The organism is Halomonas shengliensis (genome assembly GCF_900104135.1).
Taxonomy (GTDB): domain Bacteria; phylum Pseudomonadota; class Gammaproteobacteria; order Pseudomonadales; family Halomonadaceae; genus Halomonas; species Halomonas shengliensis.
The window spans coordinates 416,184-439,367 of sequence record NZ_FNIV01000002.1 but is presented as its reverse complement, the minus strand read 5'-3'; the positions used below and the strand labels follow the sequence as shown (position 1 = coordinate 439,367).

Sequence of the window (23,184 nt, the reverse complement as noted above, 5' to 3'; positions counted from 1 at the left end):
GAGTATCACCATGCCGTCACACCGCGTTTCCTATGACCTGGCCGAGGCCCCCCTGGCCCGCGGCGAGGTGGCCATCATCGGCGCCGGCCCCGGCGACCCGGGCCTTCTGACCCTGCGTGCCCTGTCGCTGATCGAGCAGGCCGACTGCCTGGTCTACGACCGGCTGGTCTCTCGCGAGGTGCTGGCCCTGGCCAGCCCCCGGGCCCGGCGCTTCTACGTGGGCAAGGCCTCACGCTGCCACGCCCTGACCCAGGACGAGACCAACGCCCTGCTCGTGCGCCTTGCCCGCGAGGGCCGCCGCGTGGTGCGCCTCAAGGGCGGTGATCCCTACATCTTTGGTCGCGGCGGCGAGGAGGCCGAGGTGCTGATCGAGCATGGCGTGGGCTTCCGCGTGGTGCCGGGCATCACCTCCGCCCAGGGGTGCGCCGCCTACGGCGGCTTCCCGCTGACCCATCGCGACCATGCCCAGAGCGTCACCTTCGTCACCGGCCACTGCAAGGGGGATGGCGACCTGGCCCTCAACTGGGCCTCGCTGGCGGCCCCGCACCAGACCACGGTGTTCTACATGGGCCTGGCCAACGCCGAGCGGATCCGCCGCGAGCTGCAGCGCCACGGGCTGCCCGCGGACCATCCGGTGGCGCTGGTGGAGCGTGGCACCACCCCCGAGCAGCGCCGCGTCATCACCTGCCTGGGGGAGCTGGTCGAGACCATCGAAAGAGAGGAGCTGCGTCCGCCCACCCTGATCGTGGTGGGCGAGGTGGTGCGCCTGGCCGACACCCTGGCCCAGCCGGTGGCGGAGGAGGCGGCCTTTATCGAGGGCGAGGCCCTGGCGCGGGTGGCCCTGTGATGGCTGACACGAGACTTGCCATCTCATTGCGCCTTCTGCCCCTGCTGTTGACCGCCGCCCTGGCGCTGCTGCCCGTCGCCGTCTCGGCCGAGACGGAGACCGAGGCGCTCTACCGGACCCACTGCGCCGCTTGTCACGGCGAGGATCGCCTGGGAGGCCTCGGCCCGGCGCTGCTGCCGGGCAACCTGTCGCGCCTCAAGCCGGCCGCCGCCGAGGCGGTGATCCGTGACGGCCGCGCGGCCAGCCAGATGCCGGGCTTCGCCGCACAGCTGGAGGATGACCAGATCGCCTCCCTGGCCGAGTGGATCTACCGCGAGCCCGAGGTGGAGCCCCGCTGGGGGCAAGACGAGATCCTGGCCAGCCAGGTGGTGCACCATCCCGACGGAACGCTGCCCGACGCGCCGCGCTTCGACGCCGACCCGCTCAACCTCTTCATCGTGGTGGAGACCGGCGACCACCACGCGACCCTGCTCGACGGCGACACCTTCACGCCGATCCGCCGCTTCGCCACCCGCTACGCCCTGCACGGCGGGCCCAAGTACACCCCCGACGGGCGCCATGTCTTCTTCGGCTCCCGGGATGGCTGGATCACCAAGTACGACATCTACAACATGGAGGTGGTGGCCGAGGTGCGCGCCGGCATCAACATGCGCAACATCGCCGTCTCCGCCGATGGCCGCTACGTGATGGCCGCCAACTACCTGCCGCACAGCCTGGTGCTGTTCGATGCCCACAATCTCGACCTGATGAAGGTCTATCCGGCGGTGGGGGAGAATGGCCAGAGCTCGCGGGTCAGTGCCGTCTACGCCGCCCCGCCGCGGGGCAGCTTCATCGCCGCCCTCAAGGATATCGAGGAGGTGTGGGAGATCCCCTGGCCGCTGCCCACCGAACCGGTGGTTTCCACCGGCCACATGGCCACCCCGCTGGCGCCGAGGCGCAGCCATGACACGCCCAACTTCCGGGTGCGGCGCATCCCGGTGCCGGACTACCTCGACGACTTCTTCTTCGACCTCGACTACCAGCACGTCATCGGCGCCTCGCGGGGCGGAGAGGGCGGCATGGTGGTCGACCTGGACAGTGGCGAGAAGGTGGCCGACCTGCCCCTGGAGGGGATGCCCCACCTGGGCTCCGGCATCACCTGGGAGTATCAGGGGCGCCGGGTGATGGCCACGCCCCACCTCACCCGGGCGGCGGTGTCGATCATCGACATGACCAGCTGGGAGGTGATCAAGACGCTTGAGACCGACGGCCCGGGCTTCTTCATGCGCAGCCACGCCAACTCGCCCTACGTCTGGGCCGACGTCTTCTTCGGCCCCAACCGCGACCGGGTGCACGTCATCGACAAGCAGAGCCTCGAGATCGTCGAGACGCTGATTCCCGAGCCCGGCAGGACCGCCGCCCACGTGGAGTTCGACCGCTACGGCGAGAAGCTGCTGCTCAGCCTGTGGGAAGACGACGGCGCGGTGATCGTCTACGACGCCGAGACCCTCGAGGAGGAGAAGCGCATCCCGATGAGCAAGCCTTCCGGCAAGTACAACGTCTGGAACAAGACGCGGTACGAGGAGGGCACCAGCCACTGAGTCGAAAAGCCGTCATTCCTTGCTGCGCTCGATATCCTGGCCACCGGCGGTGCCGGAACGCCGGCCCGGTCAAATCCTCATTGAGCTGCCAGTCAACTCCGGTTGCTCCGCTCCGGCGGCGGTCAGCCTCTCTTCGCTCGCGACAGGATTGAACGGCTCTTGTCATAAGAAGCATTCTTGATACCTGTCATGGAAGTCGCGGGCTCGCAGGCGCACAATGACATCATCCAAGCGTCTCATACGGGTATCGCGACATGTCCTCCTCCCGCACCAGCCAGACCGCCTTCGCGCCGACCCAGCTCGCGGTGGCGCGCCTGGCCTTTCGCCCCTTCTTCCTGCTCGCCGCGCTGTTCAGCATCCTCTCCCTGATGGTGTGGTTCGCCTTCTGGCACGGCGATATCCTGCTGCGTCCCCAGGGCGGGCTGATGTTCTGGCACCAGCACGAGATGCTGTTCGGCTTCGCCACCGCCGTGGTGGCGGGCTTCCTGCTCACCGCGGTGCAGAACTGGACCGGGCTTGCCAGCCTCAAGGGCGGGCCGCTGCTGGGTCTGGTCGCCCTGTGGCTGGCGGCACGCGTGCTGATGGCATTCCCTCTGGGGCTGCCGGGCGCTCTGGTGGCGGCCATCGACCTCGCCTTCCTACCGCTGGTGGCGGCGGTGATGGCGAGCCTGGTGATCCGCGCCAAGCGCTGGCGCAACCTGGTCTTCCTGCCGGCCCTGGGGCTGCTGACCCTGGCCAACCTGCTGATGCACCTGGGGGTGCTCACCGGCAAGGCCGAGCTGATCCGCCCGGCCGCGCACCTGGCGGTGCTGCTGATCACCCTGCTGATGGTGGTGGTGGGCGGCCGGGTGATCGCCATGTTCACCGCCAAACGCCTGGGGCTGACCCGCAAGCCGGCGATCGCGGCCCTCGAGTATGCGAGCCTGGGCAGCGTGATGGCGGTGGTGCTGGGCCAGCTGCTCGTCGCCCTGGGCGTGGCGCTGCCTCCCGCGCTGCTGGCCGGCCTGATGGGGCTCGCCGCGCTGGCCAACCTGGTGCGCTTCGCGCGCTGGGGCGGGCAGCACAGCTGGCGCGAGCCGCTGCTGTGGGGCCTGCACCTGAGCTATGCCTTCATCCCGGTGGGCCTGGTGATGTGGGCCCTGGCGCTGCTCGCCGGCAGCCGTGCGGACGCCGCCCTGCACGCCCTGACCATCGGCGGCATGGGCACCATGATGCTGTCGATGATGGCGCGGGTGTCGCTGGGCCACACCGCGCGTCCCATCCGCACCCTGCCGGGGATCGGCGTGGCCCTCGCGCTGATGGTGGCCGCGGCCCTGCTGCGCTCGCCGGTGCTGGCGCTCTTCCCGCAGATCACCCACTGGACCTACAATCTGGGGATCATCTTCTGGTGCCTGGCCTACGGCGTCTTCCTGTTCCACTATACGGGGCCGCTGCTGTCGCCCCGTGCCGACGGCAAGGACGGATAGCCACGTACCCGGAGCCTCGCCCATGGAACACTACCTGCTGATCAAGCACCTGCACATCACCGCCGCGACCCTGAGCCTGCTGTTCTTCATCCTGCGTGCCATCTGGTCGGTGTGCGATGCCGAGGTGCTGAAGGCGCGCTGGGTGAGGATCGCCCCCCATGTCATCGATACCCTGCTGCTGACCCTGGGCGTGGTGCTGATGGTGATGCTCTCGCTGTGGCCCCACCAGCACCCCTGGCTCGCCGCCAAGCTGATCGCCCTGCTCGCCTACATCGGCCTGGGCACCCTGGCCATCAAGCGCGGGCGCACCCCGGCGGTGCGGGGTGCGGCCGCGGTGGCGGCGGTGCTGGTGTTCCTCTACATGCTGGGGGCGGCTATCACCAAGAGCGCGCTCTCCTGGCTGGCGTGACGACGGGCCGGGGGTCTGGCCTATACTGTGGCCACACTCATTCTCAGAAGGAACATGGCATGTCGAAACAGGATCTCCCTTCCGGCGCTGGCCAGGTGGCCGAGCACTATCCCGAGGTGTGGGACGCCTATGCCGAGCTTGGCCGCGCCGTGGCCGAGAGTGGTCCGCTGGACGCCCGCACCCGGCGCTTGGTCAAGCTGGCCCTGGCGGTGGGGGCGCGCTCCGAGGGCGCGGTTCACTCCCATGCCCGCCGCGCCCTGGAGGAGGGGGAGTCCGCCGAGGCCCTGAAGCAGGTCGCCATGCTCTCCATCCCCACCCTGGGCCTGCCCCGCGGCGTCGCGGCGCTGACCTGGATCGAGGACATCACCGAGAAGTGATCGTGGCGCCTGGATGGCGCAGGATGTAGGACAAGCGTTTAATTGCCTTGTTGGCGACGGGACTCCCGGCTCTGCTAGGTTCGAGGCTGCTGCATCGGCAGCTGATGATCCAACAGACCGGGAGTCTTTCATGCGTTACAACAACAAGATGCTGTGGTCCCTTCCTGCCCTGGCCCTCGGCCTGGGGCTCTCCGCCCAGGCCTCCGCCGCCACCCTGGACGAGGTCAAGGAGCGGGGCGAGCTGCGCTGCGGGGTCAACGTCGGCCTCTCCGGCTTCTCCTCTCCCGACGAGAACGGCACCTGGCAGGGGCTGGACGTGGAGACCTGTCGCGGCATCGCCGCCGCCGTGCTGGGCGACCCGGAGGCGGTCTCCTTCACCCCGCTGACCGCCAAGGAGCGCTTCACCGCCCTGCAGTCCGGCGAGATCGACGTGCTGTCGCGTAACACCACCTGGACCGCCACCCGCGACAACTCGCTGGGGCTCAACTTCACCGCCACCACCTTCTACGACGGCCAGGGCTTCATGGTGGCCAAGGACCTGGGCGTGGAGAGCCCCGACCAGTTCGACGGCGCCTCCATCTGCATCCAGTCCGGCACCACCCATGAGCTCAACCTGGCCGACTACTTCCCCTCCCGGGGCATCGAGATCCGGACCGTCACCTTCGATACCCCCGACCAGACCGCCCAGGGCTTCGCCAGCGGCCGCTGCGACATCCTGACCTCCGATACCTCCCAGCTCAGCGCCCTGCGCCTGCAGCTGCCGGAGCCGGACAGCGTCGAGATCCTCGAGACGCTGATCTCCAAGGAGCCGCTGGGCCCCGTGGTGCGCCAGGGTGACGACCAGTGGTTCGATATCGTGCAGTGGTCGATCTTCGCCATGGTCAACGCCGAGGAGCTGGGCGTGACCTCCGGGAACGTCGATGAGATGCGCGAGGACGCCCCCAACCCCCAGGTGGCTCGCCTGCTGGGCGTGGACGGCAACTATGGCGAGCAGCTGGGCATCGGCAATGACTGGGCCTACAACATCATCAACCACGTGGGCAACTACGGCGAGGTGTTCGCCGCCACCGTGGGCGAGGACTCGCCGATGCAGATCAGCCGCGGCATGAACGCCCTGTGGAACGAGGGCGGCATCCTCTACGCGCCGCCGGTGCGCTGAGGCCTCCCGACTCCTGAACGCGAGACGGTACCGCGCGGCCTGGCCGCGCGGTGCCTCCCTGGGTAGGTCCACGAGGTTTCGACATGCTGCGTTCTTCCTCACGGGAGCGGGGGCCGCTGTGGCGCGACCCCGCCTTCCGTGCCCTGCTGGTGCAGGGCATCCTGCTGCTGGCGCTGGTGGCCTTCATCGTCATGATCGTCGCCAACACCCTGGCCAACCTGGAGGCCCGGGGCATCACCACCGGCTTCGGCTTCCTCAACGAGCGCGCCGGCTTCTCCATTCCCCAGACGCTGATCGCCTACTCCGGCGACAGCACCTACGGCCGCACCTTCCTGGTGGGGTTGCTCAATACCCTGCTGGTCTCCGCCATGGGCATCGTGGCGGCCACCCTGATCGGCTTCCTGGTGGGCATCGCCCGGCTGTCGCCCAACTGGCTGCTGGCCCGGCTGGCCACCGCCTATGTGGAGATCTTCCGCAACATCCCGCTGCTGGTGCAGATCCTGTTCTGGTACTTCGCCGTGCTCCAGGCACTGCCCAGCCCGCGCGAGAGCCTCTCCCTGATGGAGGTGGTGTTTCTCAACGTGCGCGGCCTGGTGCTGCCCGACCCCCAGGCGCAGCCGGGCTTCGCCGCCACGCCCCTGGCGCTGCTGGTGGCCATCGCCGCCACCTGGTGGCTGGTGCGCTTCGCCAGGCGCCGCCAGGCGGCGACCGGGCAGGCGCTGCCGGTGTTCAAGCTGGGGGCCCTGCTGCTGATCGGCCTGCCGGCGGCGGCCTTCCTGGTCACCGGGATGCCGCTCGACTGGTCCATCCCGGCGCTCAAGGGCTTCAACTTCCAGGGCGGGATCACCGTGATCCCCGAGCTGATGGCGCTGTGGCTGGCGCTCTCCATCTATACCGCCTCCTTCATCGCCGAGATCGTGCGCTCGGGCATCCAGTCGGTGCCCCAGGGGCAGGTGGAGGCGGCCAAGGCGCTGAGCCTGCCCGCCGGCATCATCCTGCGCAAGGTGGTGATCCCCCAGGCGATGCGGGTGATCGTGCCGCAGCTCACCAGCCAGCACCTCAACCTGATCAAGAACTCGTCGCTGGCCACGGCCATCGGCTACCCCGACCTGGTGGCGGTGTTCTCCGGCACGGCGTTGAACCAGACCGGCCAGGCGATCGAGATCGTGGCCATGACCATGGCCGTCTACCTGCTGATCAACCTGGTGGTGTCCGCGCTGATGAACCTCTACAACGCGCGCACCCTGCTCAAGGAGCGGTGACATGGCATCGACCCGAACCGAGATGATTGCCCAGCGGCGCCCGCCCGACCTGAGGCGGGGCGCCATGGGCTGGCTGCGCGCCAACCTCTTCGATACCCCGCTCAACGGGGCGGTCACCCTGGTCACCCTGGGGCTGCTGGCCTGGCTGCTGTGGCCGGCGCTGCAGTGGGCGGTGTTCCAGGCCGACTGGCTGGGCGACTCCCGCGAGGCGTGCAGCGGCGAGGGGGCCTGCTGGGTGTTCATCGGCGCCCGCTTCGAGTCCATCGTCTATGGCTTCTACCCCGAGGCCGAGCGCTGGCGGGTGGACCTGGTGTTCCTGCTGATGGCCGCGCTGGTGGCCTGGTTGGCCATCCCGCGGCTGCCCGCCAAGCGCTGGGCGGTGCTGGTCGCCCTGGTGATCTTCCCCGTGGTGGCCTTCTTCCTGCTGGTGGGCGGCAGCTTCGGCCTTGCCCACGTGCCCACCCGCGACTGGGGCGGGGTGATGCTGACCCTGACCATCGCCACCGTGGGCATCGTCGGCTCGCTGCCCATCGGGGTGGTGCTGGCCCTGGGGCGGCGCTCCCAGATGCCGCTGGTGCGCGGCTTCAGCGTGGTGTTCATCGAGTTCTGGCGCGGCGTGCCGCTGATCACCGTGCTGTTCATGGCCTCGGTGATGCTGCCGCTGTTCGTGCCCACCCAGGTGGAGTTCGACAAGCTGCTGCGTGCCCTGGTGGGCATCATGCTGTTCTGGAGCGCCTACATGGCCGAGGTGGTGCGTGGCGGCCTGCAGGCGATCCCCCGCGGCCAGGAGGAGGCCGCCAAGGCGCTGGGCATGGGCTACTGGCAGCGCATGGCGCTGATCGTGCTGCCCCAGGCGCTCAAGCTGGTGATTCCCGGCATCGTCAACACCTTCATCGCGCTGTTCAAGGACACCTCCCTGGTGCTGATCATCGGCCTGTTCGACCTGCTGGCGATCATCCGCGCGGGCCTCACCGACAGCAACTGGCTGGGCTTCGCCACCGAGGGCTACGTCTTCGCCGCCCTGGTGTTCTGGGTGTTCTGCTTCAGCATGTCGCGCTACAGCCAGTACATCGAGCGGCGCCTGCACACCGGCCATCGCAACTGACCAACCATCACGGGACTTCCACATGAACCAGGCAACCGCCGCCCGGGCCGACTCGCCGATGATCGAGATCACCGGGCTCAACAAGTGGTACGGCGACTTCCACGTGCTGCGCGACATCGATCTGACGGTCGCGCAGGGGGAGCGGATCGTGATCTGCGGCCCCTCGGGGTCGGGCAAGTCGACCCTGATCCGCTGCATCAACCACCTCGAGGCGCATCAGGAGGGGCGCATCGTGGTCAACGGCGTGGCCATGACCCAGGACGTCAAGCGCATCGAGCAGATCCGCCGCAACGTCGGCATGGTGTTCCAGCACTTCAACCTCTTCCCCCACCTGACGGTGCTCGACAACTGCTGCATCGCCCAGACCTGGGTGCAGAAGAAGCCGCGCCGCGGGGCCGAGGCCACCGCCATGGAGTTCCTCGAGCGGGTGCAGATCGCCGACCAGGTGCACAAGTACCCGGGGCAGCTCTCCGGCGGCCAGCAGCAGCGGGTGGCCATCGCCCGGGCGCTGTGCATGCAGCCCGAGGTAATGCTCTTCGACGAGCCGACCTCGGCGCTGGACCCGGAGATGATCAAGGAGGTGCTGGACGTGATGATCGAGCTGGCCCGCGAGGGCATGACCATGCTCTGCGTCACCCACGAGATGGGCTTCGCCAAGACCGTCGCCGATCGGGTGATCTTCATGGACCAGGGGCAGATCATCGAACAGGCCCCGCCCGAGCGCTTCTTCAACCACCCCGAGTCGGAGCGCACCCAGCTCTTCCTGAGCCAGATCCTCGGCCACTGAGCCGCCCTGTGCTAGCCTTCCCGGCAGGACGCCGGCATGCGGGCGGTGATTCCCGACGAATCATCGCCCCACTCTTCCTTCCTTCCTGCACTCTTTGACCGGCGTCAAAGCCCCGAGCCACCCTCTTCTGCTACGCTTAACATGCATCAGCAATGCATATTAAGGAAACGCCAGGCGCCATCCGCCCTTACGGCGACGCGCCTGCCAGACGAGCAAGGGGGAAAGGTTCATGGCCGACGGTCTCACCAAGTCGGCGGCCCGCAATATCTTCTATGGCGGGTCGCTGTTCTTCTTTCTGCTGTTCACCGCCCTGACGGCGCACAGCCACTGGTACATGGTCAATAAGTCCACCGACAAGGAGGGACTCACCGAGTCGGTCGTGCAGGGCAAGCACATCTGGGAAAAGAACATGTGCATCAACTGCCACAGCATCATGGGTGAGGGCGCCTACTTCGCGCCGGAGCTGGGCAACGTCTGGGAGCGCTATGGCGGCCACCAGAACCCCGAGGCGGCACGCGCCGGCCTCGCCGCCTGGATCCGCGCCCAGCCGCTGGGCACCCAGGGGCGTCGCCAGATGCCAGCCTACGACTTCAGCGACGAGGAGATGAACGCGCTGATCGACTTCCTCGAGTGGACCGACGGCATCGACGACCAGGACTGGCCGCCGACACCCGCGGGCTGAGCCGCCTGAACGCCGTTTCGCCGGAACGCCGGATCGCCGGACCGGGATGAATCAAGGAGAACGACACCGATGAAATACGAAACCCAGAAGGTGGCCCTGCCATTCTTCATGGTGGCCATGGCGCTCTTCGCCCTGCAGATCGTCTTCGGACTGCTGGCCGCCTCCGTCTACGTCTGGCCGAACTTCATGGCCGAGCTGATGCCCTTCAACATCATGCGGGTGAGCCACACCAACTTGCTGATCGTGTGGCTGCTGCTCGGCTTCATGGGTGCCACCTACTACCTGATGCCGGAAGAGGCCGAGCAGGAGATCCACAGCCCCACCATCGCCTACATCCAGCTGGCGATCTTCGCCTTTGCCGGCGCCGCGGCGCTGGTCGGCTACCAGTTCGGGATCCACGAGGGCCGCGAGTTCCTCGAGCAGCCCTTCTGGGTCAAGGTGCTGATCACCATCTCCTTCCTGATGTTCCTGTTCAACGCAAGCATGACCCTGCTCAAGGGGCGCAAGACCGCCATCAACCTGGTGCTGATGCTGGGCCTGTGGCTGGCCGCCGTGTTCTGGCTGTTCGCCTTCTACAACCCCTCCAACCTCGCCGTGGACAAGCTCTACTGGTGGTGGGTGGTGCACCTCTGGGTCGAGGGCGTATGGGAGCTGATCATGGCCTCCCTGCTCGGCTACCTGCTGATCAAGATGACCGGCGTCGACCGCGAGGTGATCGAGAAGTGGCTCTACGTCATCGTCGGCCTGTCGCTGTTCTCCGGCCTGCTGGGGACCGGCCACCACTACTACTGGATCGGCGCACCGAGCTACTGGCAGCCCATCGGCAGCATCTTCTCCACCCTGGAGGTGATCCCCTTCTTCGCCATGGTGGTGTTCGCCTTCACCATGTTCTGGAAGGGCAGCCGCAACCACCCCAACAAGGCCGCCATGCTGTGGTCCCTGGGGTGCCCGACCATGGCCTTCTTCGGGGCCGGCGTATGGGGCTTCCTGCACACCCTGCACTGGGTCAACTACTACAGCCACGGCACCCAGGTCACCGCGGCCCACGGCCACCTGGCCTTCTATGGCGCCTACGTGATGCTGCTGCTGGGCATCATCACCTTCGCCATGCCGCAGCTGCGCCGTGTGCAGCCCTACAACCAGGTGATGAACATGTGGGGCTTCTGGATCATGACCGGCGCCATGGCCTTCATGACCTTCACCCTGACCTTCGCCGGCGTCGTCCAGACCCACCTGCAGCGCGTGCTGGGCATGAACTTCATGGAGGTGCAGGACCAGCTGCTGCTGTTCTACGGCATGCGCCTGGGCTCCGGCGTGGCCGTGGCCATCGGCGCCGTCCTGCTGCTCTACGCCTTCTTCGGCCCTGCCCGTGAGCAGGTTCCCGCGGGCGGTACCCAGCTGACCGCAGGCCCCGAGCGCGCCTGACCTGCCGAGGGCCCCGTACGGGGCCCTCCTCGATTGACCCTGACGGGAGACTCCCCATGTCCCTAGCCACCGTGGCCGCCCAGTCGGCCGACCAGGAGATTCCCTACTACGAGAGCGTGGGCAACGAGTGCGCGATGTTCGAGCACGCCTACACCCAGCGCCTACCGCTGCTGCTCAAGGGGCCCACCGGCTGCGGCAAGACCCGCTTCGTCAGCCATATGGCGGCGAAGCTCGGCAAGCCGCTGTTCACCGTCTCCTGCCACGACGACCTCACCGCCGCCGACCTCACCGGGCGCTACCTGCTGCAGGGCGGCGAGACGCGCTGGGTGGATGGCCCGCTGACCCGTGCCGTGCGCGAGGGGGGCATCTGCTACCTGGACGAGGTGGTGGAGGCCCGCAAGGACGTCACCGTGGTGCTGCACCCGCTCACCGACGACCGCCGCCTGCTGCCCCTGGAGCGCACCGGCGAGCTGCTCGAGGCGCCCGACGACTTCATGCTGGTGGTCTCCTACAACCCCGGCTACCAGCATATCCTCAAGTCCCTGAAGCCGAGCACCCGCCAGCGCTTCGTGGCGATGTCCTTCGACTTCCCGCCGCCCAGGGTGGAGCGCGACATCGTGGCCCGCGAGAGCGGCCTCGACCCCGAGCGCTGCAGCGCCCTGGTCAACCTGGCGGCGAGCCTGCGCGCCATGAAGGGCCAGGACCTGGAAGAGGGCGTCTCCACTCGCCTGCTGGTCTACTGCGCCACCCTGATCGCCGCCGGCATGCCGATCCGCGAGGCGGCCCGCGCCACCCTGGTGGAGCCGCTCTCCGACGACGCCGACGTCCAGGAGGGGCTGATGGAGGCGATCCAGGCCACCTTTGGTTGAGGAACGATCATGCTGGACTTTCTTGAGGTCGAGGAGACCGTCGGCCGCTTTTGGCACCGCTGGGCCTCCGGGGCGGCGAGCTACCCCGACCACCCCGAGGCGGCGGTCAGCCTGGAGAGCCTGCGCCCCATGCTCGGCGTCTTCTTCCGCGCCGGCGGCGGCGAACCCGGCCTCGAGGTGGCCGCCATCGCCCGGCGTGCCTCGCGGCACCGCCTCAGCCTGCGCCAGCGCCTGGGCCTCGACGAGGAGGCGCTGGACCAGGCCCGTCGCGACGAGGAACACCTGCTGCTGCCCCCGCGCCTGGCCCTGTACCCGGACGCCGCACTCAACCGCGACCTCTACCTGTGGCTGACCGCCTACCTGGCCGAGGCGCGCCCCGTCGAGCTGCCGGCCGACCCCCTGCAGGCCGACCTGGCCCGCCTGCGCGAGGCGCGGCGCACCGCCCGGGCCGCCCTGGCGCGCTTCCCCGGCCTCGCCGAGCGCTACGTGCGTCTGGGCGGCGAGCTGCTCGCCCTGCGTCCCCGGCGCAAGGGGCTGCCGCCCATGGAGGCGGCCCTGGAGGCGGCGCTGTGTGCCGAGCTGGGCGCCCCCGACCCCGAGGCGCCCTGGGCCGTCGCCATGCAGTGCGCCATCCGCGAGAGCGACTTCCCGCTGGAGGAGTTCCGCGCCCCGCGCGGTTATCGTCCGCCGCTGCCGGTGCCGCTGTGGGGCCAGGCGGTCACTCTGGGCACCCGCGACGCCGCCCGGGACGAGAGCGTGGAGGACGACGAGGCGTCGGCCGGTGCCAGCCCCTCCCGGGAGGATGACCACGGCAAGCGCCAGGCCGACCGTCGTGAGCAGGACCAGGCTGACCGCGACGACCCGCTGATGCTCAACAACATGGAGAAGATGCTCTCCTGGGCGGAGATGGTGAACCTCAACCGCCACGTGGACGACGAGGAAGAGGAGGAGGCGCGCCAGGCGGCGGACCAGATGGACGAGATCGTGCTCTCCTCCAACCGCAAGAAGGCCGCCTCGCGGCTCAAGCTCGACCTCGACCTGGCCCCCGACGAGGCCGGCGGCGGCCGCCTCAGGGGCAGGCACCTCTACCCCGAGTGGAACCATCGCAAGCAGGCCTACCTGCCCGACCACTGCGTGGTGCTTAGCGACGTGCAGAGCGAGGAGGGCGAGGACTGGGAGCCCGACGAGCCGACCCGCCGGCGCATCCGCCGGGTGCGCCGGGAGTTCGAGGCGCTGCGCCCGCGCCGCGAGATCCTGCGTGGCCAGCTGGACGGCGCCGAGCTCGACATGGACGCGGTGATCCGCTCGCGCTGTGACCTGGCCGCCACCGGCGAGGCCAGCGACCGCCTCTACATGGCCAGCCGCACCCAGGCCCGTGACCTGGCGGTCTCGATCCTGGTGGACGTCTCGCTCTCCACCGAGGCGTGGCTGCAGGACCGCCGGGTGCTCGACGTGGCCAAGGAGGCGCTGCTGGTGCTGGGCCATGGCCTGGCCGGCTGCGGCGACGACTACTCGATCCACAGCTTCACCTCCCAGCGCCGCCACAAGGTGTGGGTCAACACCCTCAAGGGCTTCGACGAGCCCATGGGAGAGCGAGTCACCCGGCGCATCTCGGCGCTGCGCCCCGGCAGCTACACGCGCATGGGGCCGGCCATCCGCCACCTTACCCGGGAGCTTGCCGAGCGCCCCAACCGTCACCGCCTGCTGCTGATGCTGACCGACGGCAAGCCCAACGACAACGACTACTACGAGGGGCGCTACGGCATCGAGGACACCCGCAAGGCGGTACTCGAGGCGCGGCGCCAGGAGGTCAGGGTGTTCGGCGTGACCATCGACCGCGAGGCGGGGCAGTATATCCCGCGGCTGTTCGGCCGTGGCGGCTACGCCATCGTGCAGCGCCCCGAGCACCTCTCCCAGGCCCTGCCCGGTATCTACCGCCAGATCATCGCCACCTGAGCCCGCCATCCCATCGTAGAGAGAGACGCCATGCCTCGACGCCATCGACTGATCCTCGCCGTCATCCTCTGGTGCCTGGCCGCCGTCGCGGTCGTTCTGCCGCTGGTGTGGCTGATCAACAACCGCGACTGGGGCATCGGTCTGATGCTGCTGGCGCCGCTGGTGGTCTATGGCCTGATGCGACTCGCCCGAGGGCTGGAGGCCTGGGCCCGGGCGAGTGCGCCGCCGGAGCCCCCCGGGCGCTCCTGAGCCGAGGGCCGACAAGCGGACTAACCGCCACAGGGCCTGCCATATCGGCAGGCCCTGTGGCATTCAGGCGAGCGTTCAGGCGGAGATCGGCAGGGGGCTCAGGCGAGCCGCGCCACCAGGTAGCCGGCGCCGATCAGTGCCAGGGTCAGGGTCACCAGGCCCACGAAGGCGCCCTTCCAGGCCGGGGTGGCCATGCGCAGGTTGAGGTAGACCATCAGCAGGCGCTGGGCCTTGAAGCCGGTGGCCAGCAGCACCAGTGCCGCCGACCACAGCGGCAGCGCCTGCCAGGCGTCGGCGTCGAGGCGTGCCGAGACCATGGAGACCAGGGTCAGGCCCATCAGGATCGCCCAGGTGGCGAGCAGGCGGCGGGTGCCGGGTAGCGATGTCATGCCATCCTCCGGGTGAGCGCACTAGGGAGCCCTCAGCGCAATAGATAGAGCAGCGGGTAGAGCAGGATCCAGATCAGGTCGACCATGTGCCAGAAGGCGGCGGCGGTCTCCACGTTCTCGAGGCTGGTGCGCCAGGTCACCAGCCCCAGCAGCGCCAGGCCGAACAGCACATGGGCGAAGTGGAAGGCGGTCAGGCCGTAGTAGAAGCCGAAGAAGGTGTTGGTGTCCGGGGTGATCCCCACGGCGAACTTGCTGGCGTACTCCAGCACCTTGATCACCCCGAACAGCGCCCCCAGCCCCATGGCGGCCGCCAGCCACCGGCGGGCGCGGCGCAGGCGCGACGCGGCGCTGGCCTCCACCGCCAGCGCCACGCACAGGCCGCTGGTCAGCAGCACCAGGGTATTGAGCCCGCCCATCAGCGGGTCGAGCTCCTGCTGGGAGGCGTCGAACAGCGCCACCTGGGCGGCGCGCTCGGCGGCGTAGAGGGCGAAGAACGCCATGAACACCAGCAGCTCGCTCAAGATCAGCACCCACATCAGCGGGTTGCCGGGCAGGGCGGAAAGTGGCCCCCAGCCAGGGTTGGGCAGCCGGTGTTCCCTCATGCGTCGGCCAGCGTCACCCGGGCCCCGCCGAAGGCCAGGCTCTTCGGGTTGGCCACCGGCCGGTTGGCGGTCAGCCGGGCGATACCCACCGCGCAGCGCCCCAGCATCCAGATCAGGCAAGCGGTGAAGTAGAGGTAGCCGAGTGCCCAGGGCGCCATGGGCGGCACCCCCAGCAGGCCGAGCAGCTGCCAGGCAGCGATGAAGAGCGCGCCGCCCAGCACCCCCAGCCAGAAGGTGCGGATCTGGAACCGCAGGTGGCTCTGCACCCAGGGCTCGGCGCCGCGCTGCTTGAGGTGGGCGAGCAGCACGCCGATGGGCGCGGTGACCACCGCCAGCACGCTGCCCAGGAAGAGCATGTAGACGATGATGGCGGCGCCGCGACCGCGGGACTGCTTGCCGGGACTGTCGGCGCCGATGGTGTGGGAGGGCAGGGCGTGAGAGGCGGACATGGCGGGTCCTCGCGTGATGGGCGACCGGCCCTGGCGGGCCGGTCTAATGGTGCATTTCAGATGCTACTATAGGGCGAGGGGACACGAAATGCCTTGGCCTGGATCAACTCTCGGCCGGCTTGGTCGTGGTGGCGTAGGCCTCCTCGGCCTTGCCCGGATGCGTCTCGTCGCGGGTCAGCATCGGCACGCGGCGCTCGGTCCACCACATCCAGATGATCGACACCAGGGTTACGCCGAAGCAGAGCATCCACACGGTGGTGGCCACGCCGGTGATGTCCACCAGGGCGCCGAACATGATCGGCAGCAGGAAGCCGCCGACGCCGCCGGCCAGGCCGACGATGCCGGAGACCAGGCCGAGGTTCTCGTGGTACTCGTTGGAGAGGTACTTGAACACCGAGGCCTTGCCGATGCCCCAGGCGATACCCACCACGAACAGCGCCGCGGTGAACAGCCATACCGGGATGCCGAAGCCGAACTCCACCACCCCTTCGCCGCCGGCACCGGCCACGCGGTACTGGGTCTCGGGGTAGGACATGATGAACAGCGCGATCAGGCTGGCCCACATGCAGGCCCAGGTGACGGTGTGGGCGCCGAAGCGGTCGGAGAGCCAGCCGCCGAAGGCGCGGATCACCCCGGAGGGCAGCACGAAGATGGTGGCGATCAGCGCCGCGACCTGGATGCCGAAGCCGTACTCGCCCATGTAGTAGCGGGTCAGCCACAGCGAGACCCCCACGTAGCCGCCGAACACCACCGAGTAGTACTGGCAGTACTTCCACACCTTGGGGTCGTTGAGCACCCTGAGCTGGTCGCGCAGCGAGACGCTGCTGGCACTGCGGTGGGCGGGGTTGGAGTAGGTGAAGAACCAGAACAGCACCGCGGTGACCAGCATGATGCCGGCGTAGATGTTGGGCACGGCCTGCCAGCCCAGTACCACGATCACGGTGGGGGCGATGAACTTGGTCACCGCGGCCCCGGCGTTGCCGGCGCCGAAGATGCCCATGGCCAGGCCCTGGCGATCCTTTTCGAACCACTTGGCGGTGTAGGTGATGCCCACCGAGAAGGAGCCGCCGGCGAGGCCGACGAAGGCGCCCAGCACCAGCAGTTGCCAGTACGCGGTGGCGAACTGCACCAGCCAGATGGCCGGCACGATCACCAGCAGGATGATGAAGAACACCGGGCGACCGCCATAGCGGTCGGTCAGCGAGCCCAGCGGCAGCCGCGAGAGCGCGCCGGTGAGGATGGGCACCGCGGTGAGGATGCCGAACTGGGTGCCGTTGAGGTCGAGCTGCTCGGCGATCGGCACACCGATCTCGCCGAACATCGTCCAGACCATGAAGCACATGGTGAATGCGAAGGTGTTGGCCACCAGCACCGAGTATTGCTTGAAGCGTTCAGAGGCCATGGGACCCTCCGAGTCTGCCGGTTGAATGGATGGTGTCAGGATATCCGAGGATGTGGATATTTCCTTGATAAGTATCAAGAAAGCCGACCTATCATTTTGAAAGATCGGCTTTTGGAGTCTCCTTCAGCGACGGTCAGGGGTTCTTCACGTAGGCGTTCTTGCGCAGGTAGAACCACCAGTTGACCACCAGGCAGATGGCGTAGAAGACCGCGAAGCCGTACATGGCCAGCTCCGGGGTGCCGGCCTTGATCTGCTCGCCCATCACCCGCGGGGCGATGAAGGAGCCGTAGGCGGCGATGGCGGAGCTCCAGCCCAGCGCGGGGCCCTTCTGCTGAGGGTCGAAGATGAAGCCGATGCTGCGGAAGGTGGAGCCGTTGCCGATGCCGCTGGCGGCGAACAGCACGATGAACAGCAGCAGGAACATCCAGAAGTACTGGTTGGGGTCGGCGGCGTTGTAGGCCAGCATCATCACGTAGCCGGCACCCACCGAACCTACCACCATGATGGCGGTGATCACCTGGGTGACGATGGAGCCGCCCAGCTTGTCGGAGATCCAGCCGCCCACCGGACGGATCAGGGCGCCCACGAAGGGTCCCATCCAGGCCCAGGTGAGGGCGCTGGGGGCGTCGGGGTTGGCGACCCGGGTCACGGTGCCGTCGGCGGCGACCTCCATCATGTTGCCGAAGATCACCGAGATGGAGAGCGGCAGGGCGGCGGAGAAGCCGATGAAGGAGCCGAAGGTGGCGATGTAGAGCACCGTCATCGACCAGGTGTGCTTGTTGGAGAAGATCTCGAACTGCTTCTTGATGCCGGGCTTTATGTCGCCGGGGATCAGGCGCAGCAGCACCACGGTGAGCACGATGGTCAGCGGCAGGGCGAGCCACATGTTGAGGAAGCCCAGCGCCACCACGCCGACGATGGAGGTCACCACGCCCACCCCGTAGAGGCCCAGGATCTTGCCGAAGGCCTGCAGCGGCGTGCCGGGGTTGGGGGTGATGGTGCGCAGGTTGTTCATGCCGAACCAGCCGGCGAAGGCCAGCGGGATCAGGAACAGCATCCACACGAAGCCGGCGTTCTGGATCCAGGTGTCGGTGCCCGCCTCGATGCGCCCGATCAGGGTACCGCTGGCCTTCTCGAGCGCCATCGGCTCGCCACCCAGGGCGCCGAACAGGCCCACGGTCATCACCAGCGGGATCAGGATCTGCATGGTGGTGACGCCGAAGTTGCCGAGGCCGGCGTTCATCCCCAGGGCGTAGCCCTGCTGCTTCTTGGGGAAGAAGTTGGAGATGTTGCTCATCGAGTTGGCGAAGTTGCCGCCGCCGATGCCGGAGAGCAGCGCCAGGGCCTGGAACACCCAGAAGGGGGTGTCCGGGTTCATCAGCGCGATGCCGGTGCCCATGGCCGGGATCATCAGCAGGGCGGTGGTCAGGAAGATGGTGTTGCGCCCGCCGGCGATGCGGATCATGAAGGAGGCGGGGATGCGCAGGGTGGCCCCGGCGAGGCCGGCGATGGCGGTCAGGGTGAAGAGCTGGTTCACCGTGAACGGGAAACCCAGGTTCTGCATCTGGGTGGTGATCATCCCCCACATCAGCCACACGGCGAAGCCGAGCAGCAGGCTGGGGATGGAGATCCACAGGTTGCGGTTGGCAACCTTCTTGCCCTCCGACTCCCAGAACTCCTCGTTCTCGACATCCCAGTGTTCGATGTCGGCATTCTTCCTGGTCATGGCGTTTCCCCTCAGGTCTGCGGTATCCCGGTGGCCCGGACATCGATTGATCGATGTCAAGGCGCTGGAACTGTTGGGGGAAAGATACGCCTGAGCCCGCGGGCGCGAAACGTGCCGTCACGGCGCGGACAGGGGAGGACTACCTCCAGAGGGGTAGAAGGAAGCGTGTTTTAATTTATTGTTTTTATTGGATTAACCTCGCCGGTGAGGCGAGGCGGAGGGGGCGCCGGCGGGCTCCGGGGTATTTGGAGGTATCCACACAGAACCGTGGGGATGATCGCTACCTGTCGATCCCCTCCTGCACCGCCCATACCGCCGCCTCGACCCGCGAGCGCAGGTTGAGCTTCTTGAGCAGGTGCTTGACGTGCACCTTGACGGTGCCCTCGGTGATCTCCAGCTTGCGGGCGATCATCTTGTTGGAGAGCCCGGCGGCGAGTTCGCGCAGGATCTCGCGTTCGCGCTGGGTGAGGCTGTGGATATCCGGCGCCGCCGGTTGGTTGCGCTGGCTGCGCAGCGCCTCGGCGAGCAGCGCGGTGAGGCTCTCGCTGATCACCATGCGCCCCAGGGAGGCCTGGCGCAGCTGGCGCACCATCTCGTCGGGGTCCATGTCCTTGAGCAGGTAGCCGTCGGCGCCGCTGCGCAGGGCATTGACCACGTCCTCCTCGTGGTCAGAGACGGTGAACATCACGATGCGCCCGGCGTAGCCCGCGTCGCGCAGGCGGCGCAGCGTCTCGATGCCGTCGAGCCCCGGCATGTTGAGGTCGAGCAGCACCATGTCGGGATCCAGCTCGGAAGCCAGGCGGATGCCCTCCTCGGGTTCGCCCGCCTCGCCGGCAAGCACCAGGTCATCCTCCAGCTCCAGCAGCTGGGAGACCCCGCGGCGCAGCAGCGGGTGGTCGTCGATGATCAGGATGGTGGCAGGGCTGTCGGCGGCGGTGTCGGTCATCCTGGGGTCCTGTCGTCGGGTGAATCGGTGGTGATGGCGGTGCGCGGGTCCACGTGGCTCGCCTCGGCGCTGGCCTGCTGGTGGATCAGGCGCGCGGTCTGGGGCGTGAAGATCAGCTCGACCCGGGTGCCGCCCTGAGGGCGGTTGCTTACCGTCATGCGGCCGCCGAGGGTGTCGGCGCGGTCGCGCATGATCACCAGGCCGTAGTGCATCGGCGGCGAGGTGTCGTCCTCCAGGCCCACGCCGTCATCCTCGATGGCGACTTGCAGCCGCGCCGCCTGGAAGCCGATGGTCACCGCGGCCCAGTGGGCGTTGGCGTGCTTGTGCACGTTGGCCAGTGCCTCGCGCACCACCTGCAGCACGTGGATCTCCTCGTTGGGATTGAGCAGGTGGGGCGGCACGTCCACGGAGAGCGACACCGGGAAGCCCAGGCGCTCGCCGAACTCCCCGGCGGTCTGGCGCAGGGCGCTGGCCAGTCCCGGCCCCTCGAGCTTGAGGCGGAAGGTGGTGAGCAGCTCGCGCAGCTGGCGGTAGGCGCTGTCGAGCCCGGTGCGCAGCTCGTCGAAGACTGCCGCCTGGGTCTCCCGCGGGGCCTCCTTCTGCTGCATGCGCTCCAGGCGTGCCACCTGCATCTTGAGGTAGGAGAGCGACTGGGCCAGGGAGTCGTGGAGCTCCCGGGCGATGATGGTGCGCTCGTTCATCAGCGTCACCTGCTGCTGTTCCTCGATGCGCCGCTGCAGGTAGACCGCGGTGGCCAGCTGGTCGGCCAGGGCGTTGAGCAGGCGGCGCACGCTGTCGGAGAGCGGCCGCTCACGGGGGTGCCACACCTCCAGGGTGCCGAGCATCAGCTCGCCGACGCTCACCGGCAGCAGCAGGCACTCGCCCTGCCGGGTCGCCTCCAGGCGCAGCGGCTGGGGGTCGATCAGGCAGGCGTGGCAGTCGTGGTCGCGGCAGTACTCCGGGCGCCGCGCCGAGTGGGTGGCGAGTATCGGGATCTGGCGGTCGTCGTGGGGGTCGTTGAGCGACAGCCGGATGGGTCCCACCTCGAGCAGCTGCTCGAGGTGGCGCAGCATGGGGGCGGCGCTGGCGCAGAGGTCGTTGCCGCCGCCGTAGAGGGCACGGCTGCCCTCGTGCATCACCTGCATGGCGCGGTTGCTGCGCTCCAGCTCCACCTTCTTGCGGGAGGCGCGCGCCTCCAGCTCGGCGTAGCTCGCCGCCAGCTCCTCGGCCATGCCGTCGAAGGTGCGCCCCAGCAGGGCGAGCTCGTCGCGGCCCTCGAGCTGCGTGCGATAGGCGAAGTTGCGTCGGGCGGCCTCCCGGGCCAGCACCACCAGCTGGCGCAGCGGCGCTACCAGGTTGTGGCGGATATCGTAGAGGGCGATGGCCACGACCACCGCGGTCAGTGCCAGGAAGAGGATCTGCAGGGCGCTGAGCAGCTGGATCTTCGACTCGCTGTTCTGCTCGAGCAGGGTGACCAGGCGGTCGATGTCATCCACCAGGCCATCCAGCGTCTGGCGCAGGGTGTCGACCCGCAGCCCGCCGTCGTCGAGCGTGCGGTTGACCTCGGGGGCCAGCGCCTCCTCCCAGCGGGTCTGCAGCAGCCGGTACTGCTCCCACAGGGCATGGTCGCCGGCCCCTGGCAGGGCGTCGGTCAGCTCGGGGCTTTCCAGGCGGGCCTCGAAGCGGGCCATCAGCGCCTCGACCCGCTGACGCTGCTCCGCCGTCGGGTGCTGTTCGTGGCGCTGCAGCGCGGCGACGATCTGATAGGTGTTCATGCGCAGCGAGCCGGCCATGTTGATGGCGGCGGCGTCGCCACGGCTGTCGCTGGCCACCGTCATGGTGACCACGATGCTGACCAGCGCCATGGCGCTGATGGCGAGCAGCGAGGCGACGATGCGCGCCACCAGGGAGTGTTGCAGCAGTTTCATCGAGTCACGGCCGTCAGGGGAGTGGCTCGGGGCGTAGGGGCCCCATGTCAGGCAACTGGGGGCAGTCTACTACACCCAAGGGGGTAGAACAGATACCACCGATGCCCCTTTGACCCCGCGGGGGCGGCTACTGAGACTTCTCCTCACCTCCATCGTTTCATGGCCCGTGATGACCGTCCCCCCGGAACCCGCCGCCGTCGGCTACCGACCGCTCGTGGTGATGCTGCTGTCGCCGCTGGCCTTCGCCCTGGTGTTCGCCAGCTGGACCCTGTTCGCCGTGCTGGGGCTGGAGCTGCGCGCCCTGCTTGAGCTGGACGAGCTCGGCTTCGCCCTGCTGCTGGCCACGCCCATGGCCGCCGGCGCCCTGGCGGCGCTGCCCATGGCGGCCCTGGCGCGGCGCTTCGGCGGGCGTCGGGTGATGGTCGCCAGCCTGCTGCTGATCTGCCCCTTCCTGTGGGCGGTGGCCCACTCCCGGCTCTTCCCGCACTTCCTGCTGGCCGGCGCCGGCCTGGGGCTGGGGGCGGGGTCGCTTTCGGCCGGGCTGGTCTACGTCGCCGAGCTCTGCCCGCGCCGCCACGTCGGCCTGGCGCTGGGCCTCTACGGCGCCGGCATGATCGGCGCCGGTCTCTGCTACCTGCTGCTGCCGCTGGTCAGCCAGGCCTATGGCTGGCGCAGTGCCCCGCTGCTCCTGCTGCTGCCGGTGCTGGCGGTGGCCGCGCTGCTGTGGCTGTTCGCCGACGACCCCGAGGCGTCGGGCCCGGCCGGTGACGAGGCGCCGCCGGCCCGGGCGCTGGGTGCAACCCGGGAGTGGCCGTCGCTGCTGCGCCACTGGCATCCGTGGCGCCTGGCGGTGGTCTACAGCTTCTTCTACGGCGCCTTCGTGGCGCTGTCGCTGTGGCTGCCGGGCTATCTAGGCGCCCAGTACCAGCTGGGGTTGCGCGAGGCGGCGCTGCTGGCGCTGCCCTTCCCGCTGGCGGTGGGCCTGGGGCAGGTGGCGGGCGGGGCCTGGGGCGATGTGCGCGACTTCCGCGCCCTGCGTTGGTGGGTCAGCGCCTTCGTGCTGGTCTGCCTCTTCCTGCTCTCCTACCCCCCCTTCACGATGCGGATCGAGGGGGTGGAGCGAGTGCTCACCGTGCGCTACACCGCCCCGCTATGGGGCTTCCTGACGCTGCTGGTGGCCATGGGCCTCGCCATGGGGCTCGGCCAGGGCAGCCTGATGCGCATGATCCATCGCGACCACGGCGACCAGATGGCGCTGGTGGGTGGCCTCTCGCTGGCCCTGGGCGGCCTGTTCGGCGCCCTGCTGCCGCTTGTGTTCGCCCTGGGCAACAGCTGGGTTGGCATCCGCACCGCAGGGTTCATGTTCCTCTACGCCTCCCTGGTGGTGTGCATGCTGGTGATGGTGTGGGACCACGCCAGCGGCCGGGGGCACCGCGCCTGACGCGCCGCGGGGGCTATCTCCCCGGCGATGGCGGCGCCTATCCCCTTGGGGGTAGACGAGGGGTATATGGAGGTAACCAGGCAGTATTCGCCGCCGCCATCGCCCAGAATTGCTGGCAAGGAACCGGC

General features: G+C 68.6%; 22 protein-coding genes. 15 read left to right on the top strand and 7 right to left on the bottom strand.

The annotated features are described in order from the left end of the window. Positions 1-10: 10 nt before the first annotated feature. The 14 genes from cobA (at position 11) to BLP95_RS04535 (ending at position 14,173) form a co-directional block, all read left to right on the top strand. Complete coding sequence (gene cobA / locus BLP95_RS04600) at positions 11-847, top strand: uroporphyrinogen-III C-methyltransferase (protein ID WP_089677241.1); 837 nt, start codon at positions 11-13, stop codon at positions 845-847. Beyond that, on the top strand, positions 847-2,427 hold the full coding sequence (locus BLP95_RS04595; protein WP_089677240.1) for a nitrite reductase: 1,581 nt from the start codon (positions 847-849) through the stop codon (positions 2,425-2,427). Before cobA ends, BLP95_RS04595 begins: the two co-directional genes overlap by 1 nt. 254 nt (positions 2,428-2,681) lie before the next feature. Then, positions 2,682-3,893, top strand: a complete 1,212-nt coding sequence (locus tag BLP95_RS04590) for an NnrS family protein (RefSeq protein WP_089677239.1) — start codon at positions 2,682-2,684, stop codon at positions 3,891-3,893. A 22-nt stretch (positions 3,894-3,915) separates the two neighbouring features. Continuing rightward, positions 3,916-4,302: a SirB2 family protein gene (locus tag BLP95_RS04585; RefSeq protein ID WP_089677238.1), complete on the top strand. Its 387-nt coding sequence runs from the start codon at positions 3,916-3,918 to the stop codon at positions 4,300-4,302. A 59-nt stretch (positions 4,303-4,361) separates the two neighbouring features. Continuing rightward, positions 4,362-4,679 (top strand): carboxymuconolactone decarboxylase family protein, encoded by a 318-nt coding sequence (locus tag BLP95_RS04580; RefSeq protein WP_023007093.1) that lies wholly within the window; start codon positions 4,362-4,364, stop codon positions 4,677-4,679. A gap of 130 nt (positions 4,680-4,809) precedes the next feature. Further along, positions 4,810-5,838, top strand: a complete 1,029-nt coding sequence (locus tag BLP95_RS04575) for an amino acid ABC transporter substrate-binding protein (protein ID WP_089677237.1) — start codon at positions 4,810-4,812, stop codon at positions 5,836-5,838. Between the two features lie 83 nt (positions 5,839-5,921). Continuing rightward, complete coding sequence (locus tag BLP95_RS04570; protein ID WP_089677236.1) at positions 5,922-7,100, top strand: amino acid ABC transporter permease; 1,179 nt, start codon at positions 5,922-5,924, stop codon at positions 7,098-7,100. Position 7,101: 1 nt separating this feature from the next. Then, positions 7,102-8,205, top strand: coding sequence for an amino acid ABC transporter permease (locus BLP95_RS04565; RefSeq protein WP_089677235.1), 1,104 nt, complete (start codon positions 7,102-7,104; stop codon positions 8,203-8,205). Between the two features lie 58 nt (positions 8,206-8,263). Beyond that, positions 8,264-8,992: an amino acid ABC transporter ATP-binding protein gene (locus BLP95_RS04560; protein ID WP_089677338.1), complete on the top strand. Its 729-nt coding sequence runs from the start codon at positions 8,264-8,266 to the stop codon at positions 8,990-8,992. Positions 8,993-9,221: 229 nt separating this feature from the next. After that, the gene (locus BLP95_RS04555) at positions 9,222-9,674 is read left to right on the top strand and encodes a c-type cytochrome (RefSeq protein WP_089677234.1); all 453 of its coding nucleotides are present in this window, start codon (positions 9,222-9,224) and stop codon (positions 9,672-9,674) included. Positions 9,675-9,743: 69 nt separating this feature from the next. Continuing rightward, a complete protein-coding gene (locus tag BLP95_RS04550) occupies positions 9,744-11,099 on the top strand; it encodes a cbb3-type cytochrome c oxidase subunit I (RefSeq protein WP_089677233.1) in 1,356 nt (451 codons plus the stop codon). A 56-nt stretch (positions 11,100-11,155) separates the two neighbouring features. Continuing rightward, positions 11,156-11,968, top strand: coding sequence for a CbbQ/NirQ/NorQ/GpvN family protein (locus BLP95_RS04545; protein ID WP_089677232.1), 813 nt, complete (start codon positions 11,156-11,158; stop codon positions 11,966-11,968). A 9-nt stretch (positions 11,969-11,977) separates the two neighbouring features. Continuing rightward, complete coding sequence (locus BLP95_RS04540) at positions 11,978-13,924, top strand: nitric oxide reductase activation protein NorD (protein ID WP_089677231.1); 1,947 nt, start codon at positions 11,978-11,980, stop codon at positions 13,922-13,924. A 30-nt stretch (positions 13,925-13,954) separates the two neighbouring features. Continuing rightward, positions 13,955-14,173: a hypothetical protein gene (locus BLP95_RS04535; RefSeq protein WP_089677230.1), complete on the top strand. Its 219-nt coding sequence runs from the start codon at positions 13,955-13,957 to the stop codon at positions 14,171-14,173. A gap of 98 nt (positions 14,174-14,271) precedes the next feature. Here BLP95_RS04535 and BLP95_RS04530 read toward each other — a convergent pair whose 3' ends face one another. From BLP95_RS04530 to BLP95_RS04500, 7 genes are all read right to left on the bottom strand, one after another. After that, positions 14,272-14,562, bottom strand: a complete 291-nt coding sequence (locus BLP95_RS04530) for a hypothetical protein (RefSeq protein WP_089677229.1) — start codon at positions 14,560-14,562, stop codon at positions 14,272-14,274. 32 nt (positions 14,563-14,594) lie between these two features. Then, complete coding sequence (locus BLP95_RS04525; protein ID WP_089677228.1) at positions 14,595-15,164, bottom strand: cytochrome c oxidase subunit 3; 570 nt, start codon at positions 15,162-15,164, stop codon at positions 14,595-14,597. Beyond that, positions 15,161-15,613: a DUF4870 family protein gene (locus tag BLP95_RS04520; RefSeq protein WP_089677227.1), complete on the bottom strand. Its 453-nt coding sequence runs from the start codon at positions 15,611-15,613 to the stop codon at positions 15,161-15,163. Before BLP95_RS04520 ends, BLP95_RS04525 begins: the two co-directional genes overlap by 4 nt. 103 nt (positions 15,614-15,716) lie before the next feature. Further along, positions 15,717-17,015, bottom strand: a complete 1,299-nt coding sequence (locus tag BLP95_RS04515) for an MFS transporter (RefSeq protein WP_089677226.1) — start codon at positions 17,013-17,015, stop codon at positions 15,717-15,719. 133 nt (positions 17,016-17,148) lie between these two features. Continuing rightward, the gene (locus BLP95_RS04510) at positions 17,149-18,741 is read right to left on the bottom strand and encodes an MFS transporter (RefSeq protein WP_089677225.1); all 1,593 of its coding nucleotides are present in this window, start codon (positions 18,739-18,741) and stop codon (positions 17,149-17,151) included. Positions 18,742-19,021: 280 nt separating this feature from the next. Continuing rightward, complete coding sequence (gene narL, locus BLP95_RS04505; RefSeq protein WP_089677224.1) at positions 19,022-19,687, bottom strand: two-component system response regulator NarL; 666 nt, start codon at positions 19,685-19,687, stop codon at positions 19,022-19,024. After that, positions 19,684-21,615, bottom strand: coding sequence for a type IV pili methyl-accepting chemotaxis transducer N-terminal domain-containing protein (locus tag BLP95_RS04500; RefSeq protein ID WP_089677223.1), 1,932 nt, complete (start codon positions 21,613-21,615; stop codon positions 19,684-19,686). The genes narL and BLP95_RS04500 overlap by 4 nt, the downstream gene beginning before the upstream one ends. 169 nt (positions 21,616-21,784) lie before the next feature. Here BLP95_RS04500 and BLP95_RS04495 point away from each other — a divergent pair, with 169 nt between their 5' ends. Continuing rightward, positions 21,785-23,056 (top strand): MFS transporter, encoded by a 1,272-nt coding sequence (locus BLP95_RS04495; protein ID WP_089677222.1) that lies wholly within the window; start codon positions 21,785-21,787, stop codon positions 23,054-23,056. The last annotated feature ends 128 nt before the right edge of the window (positions 23,057-23,184 follow it).

What these genes read in the sequence shown, in the direction of transcription:
- cobA (WP_089677241.1), top strand. Translation starts at nt 11, where the DNA reads ATGCCGTCACACCGCGTTTCCTATGACCTGGCCGAGGCCCCCCTGGCC.
- BLP95_RS04595 (WP_089677240.1), top strand. Translation starts at nt 847, where the DNA reads ATGGCTGACACGAGACTTGCCATCTCATTGCGCCTTCTGCCCCTGCTG.
- BLP95_RS04590 (WP_089677239.1), top strand. Translation starts at nt 2,682, where the DNA reads ATGTCCTCCTCCCGCACCAGCCAGACCGCCTTCGCGCCGACCCAGCTC.
- BLP95_RS04585 (WP_089677238.1), top strand. Translation starts at nt 3,916, where the DNA reads ATGGAACACTACCTGCTGATCAAGCACCTGCACATCACCGCCGCGACC.
- BLP95_RS04580 (WP_023007093.1), top strand. Translation starts at nt 4,362, where the DNA reads ATGTCGAAACAGGATCTCCCTTCCGGCGCTGGCCAGGTGGCCGAGCAC.
- BLP95_RS04575 (WP_089677237.1), top strand. Translation starts at nt 4,810, where the DNA reads ATGCGTTACAACAACAAGATGCTGTGGTCCCTTCCTGCCCTGGCCCTC.
- BLP95_RS04570 (WP_089677236.1), top strand. Translation starts at nt 5,922, where the DNA reads ATGCTGCGTTCTTCCTCACGGGAGCGGGGGCCGCTGTGGCGCGACCCC.
- BLP95_RS04565 (WP_089677235.1), top strand. Translation starts at nt 7,102, where the DNA reads ATGGCATCGACCCGAACCGAGATGATTGCCCAGCGGCGCCCGCCCGAC.
- BLP95_RS04560 (WP_089677338.1), top strand. Translation starts at nt 8,264, where the DNA reads ATGATCGAGATCACCGGGCTCAACAAGTGGTACGGCGACTTCCACGTG.
- BLP95_RS04555 (WP_089677234.1), top strand. Translation starts at nt 9,222, where the DNA reads ATGGCCGACGGTCTCACCAAGTCGGCGGCCCGCAATATCTTCTATGGC.
- BLP95_RS04550 (WP_089677233.1), top strand. Translation starts at nt 9,744, where the DNA reads ATGAAATACGAAACCCAGAAGGTGGCCCTGCCATTCTTCATGGTGGCC.
- BLP95_RS04545 (WP_089677232.1), top strand. Translation starts at nt 11,156, where the DNA reads ATGTCCCTAGCCACCGTGGCCGCCCAGTCGGCCGACCAGGAGATTCCC.
- BLP95_RS04540 (WP_089677231.1), top strand. Translation starts at nt 11,978, where the DNA reads ATGCTGGACTTTCTTGAGGTCGAGGAGACCGTCGGCCGCTTTTGGCAC.
- BLP95_RS04535 (WP_089677230.1), top strand. Translation starts at nt 13,955, where the DNA reads ATGCCTCGACGCCATCGACTGATCCTCGCCGTCATCCTCTGGTGCCTG.
- BLP95_RS04530 (WP_089677229.1), bottom strand. Translation starts at nt 14,562, where the DNA reads ATGACATCGCTACCCGGCACCCGCCGCCTGCTCGCCACCTGGGCGATC.
- BLP95_RS04525 (WP_089677228.1), bottom strand. Translation starts at nt 15,164, where the DNA reads ATGAGGGAACACCGGCTGCCCAACCCTGGCTGGGGGCCACTTTCCGCC.
- BLP95_RS04520 (WP_089677227.1), bottom strand. Translation starts at nt 15,613, where the DNA reads ATGTCCGCCTCTCACGCCCTGCCCTCCCACACCATCGGCGCCGACAGT.
- BLP95_RS04515 (WP_089677226.1), bottom strand. Translation starts at nt 17,015, where the DNA reads ATGGCCTCTGAACGCTTCAAGCAATACTCGGTGCTGGTGGCCAACACC.
- BLP95_RS04510 (WP_089677225.1), bottom strand. Translation starts at nt 18,741, where the DNA reads ATGACCAGGAAGAATGCCGACATCGAACACTGGGATGTCGAGAACGAG.
- narL (WP_089677224.1), bottom strand. Translation starts at nt 19,687, where the DNA reads ATGACCGACACCGCCGCCGACAGCCCTGCCACCATCCTGATCATCGAC.
- BLP95_RS04500 (WP_089677223.1), bottom strand. Translation starts at nt 21,615, where the DNA reads ATGAAACTGCTGCAACACTCCCTGGTGGCGCGCATCGTCGCCTCGCTG.
- BLP95_RS04495 (WP_089677222.1), top strand. Translation starts at nt 21,785, where the DNA reads ATGACCGTCCCCCCGGAACCCGCCGCCGTCGGCTACCGACCGCTCGTG.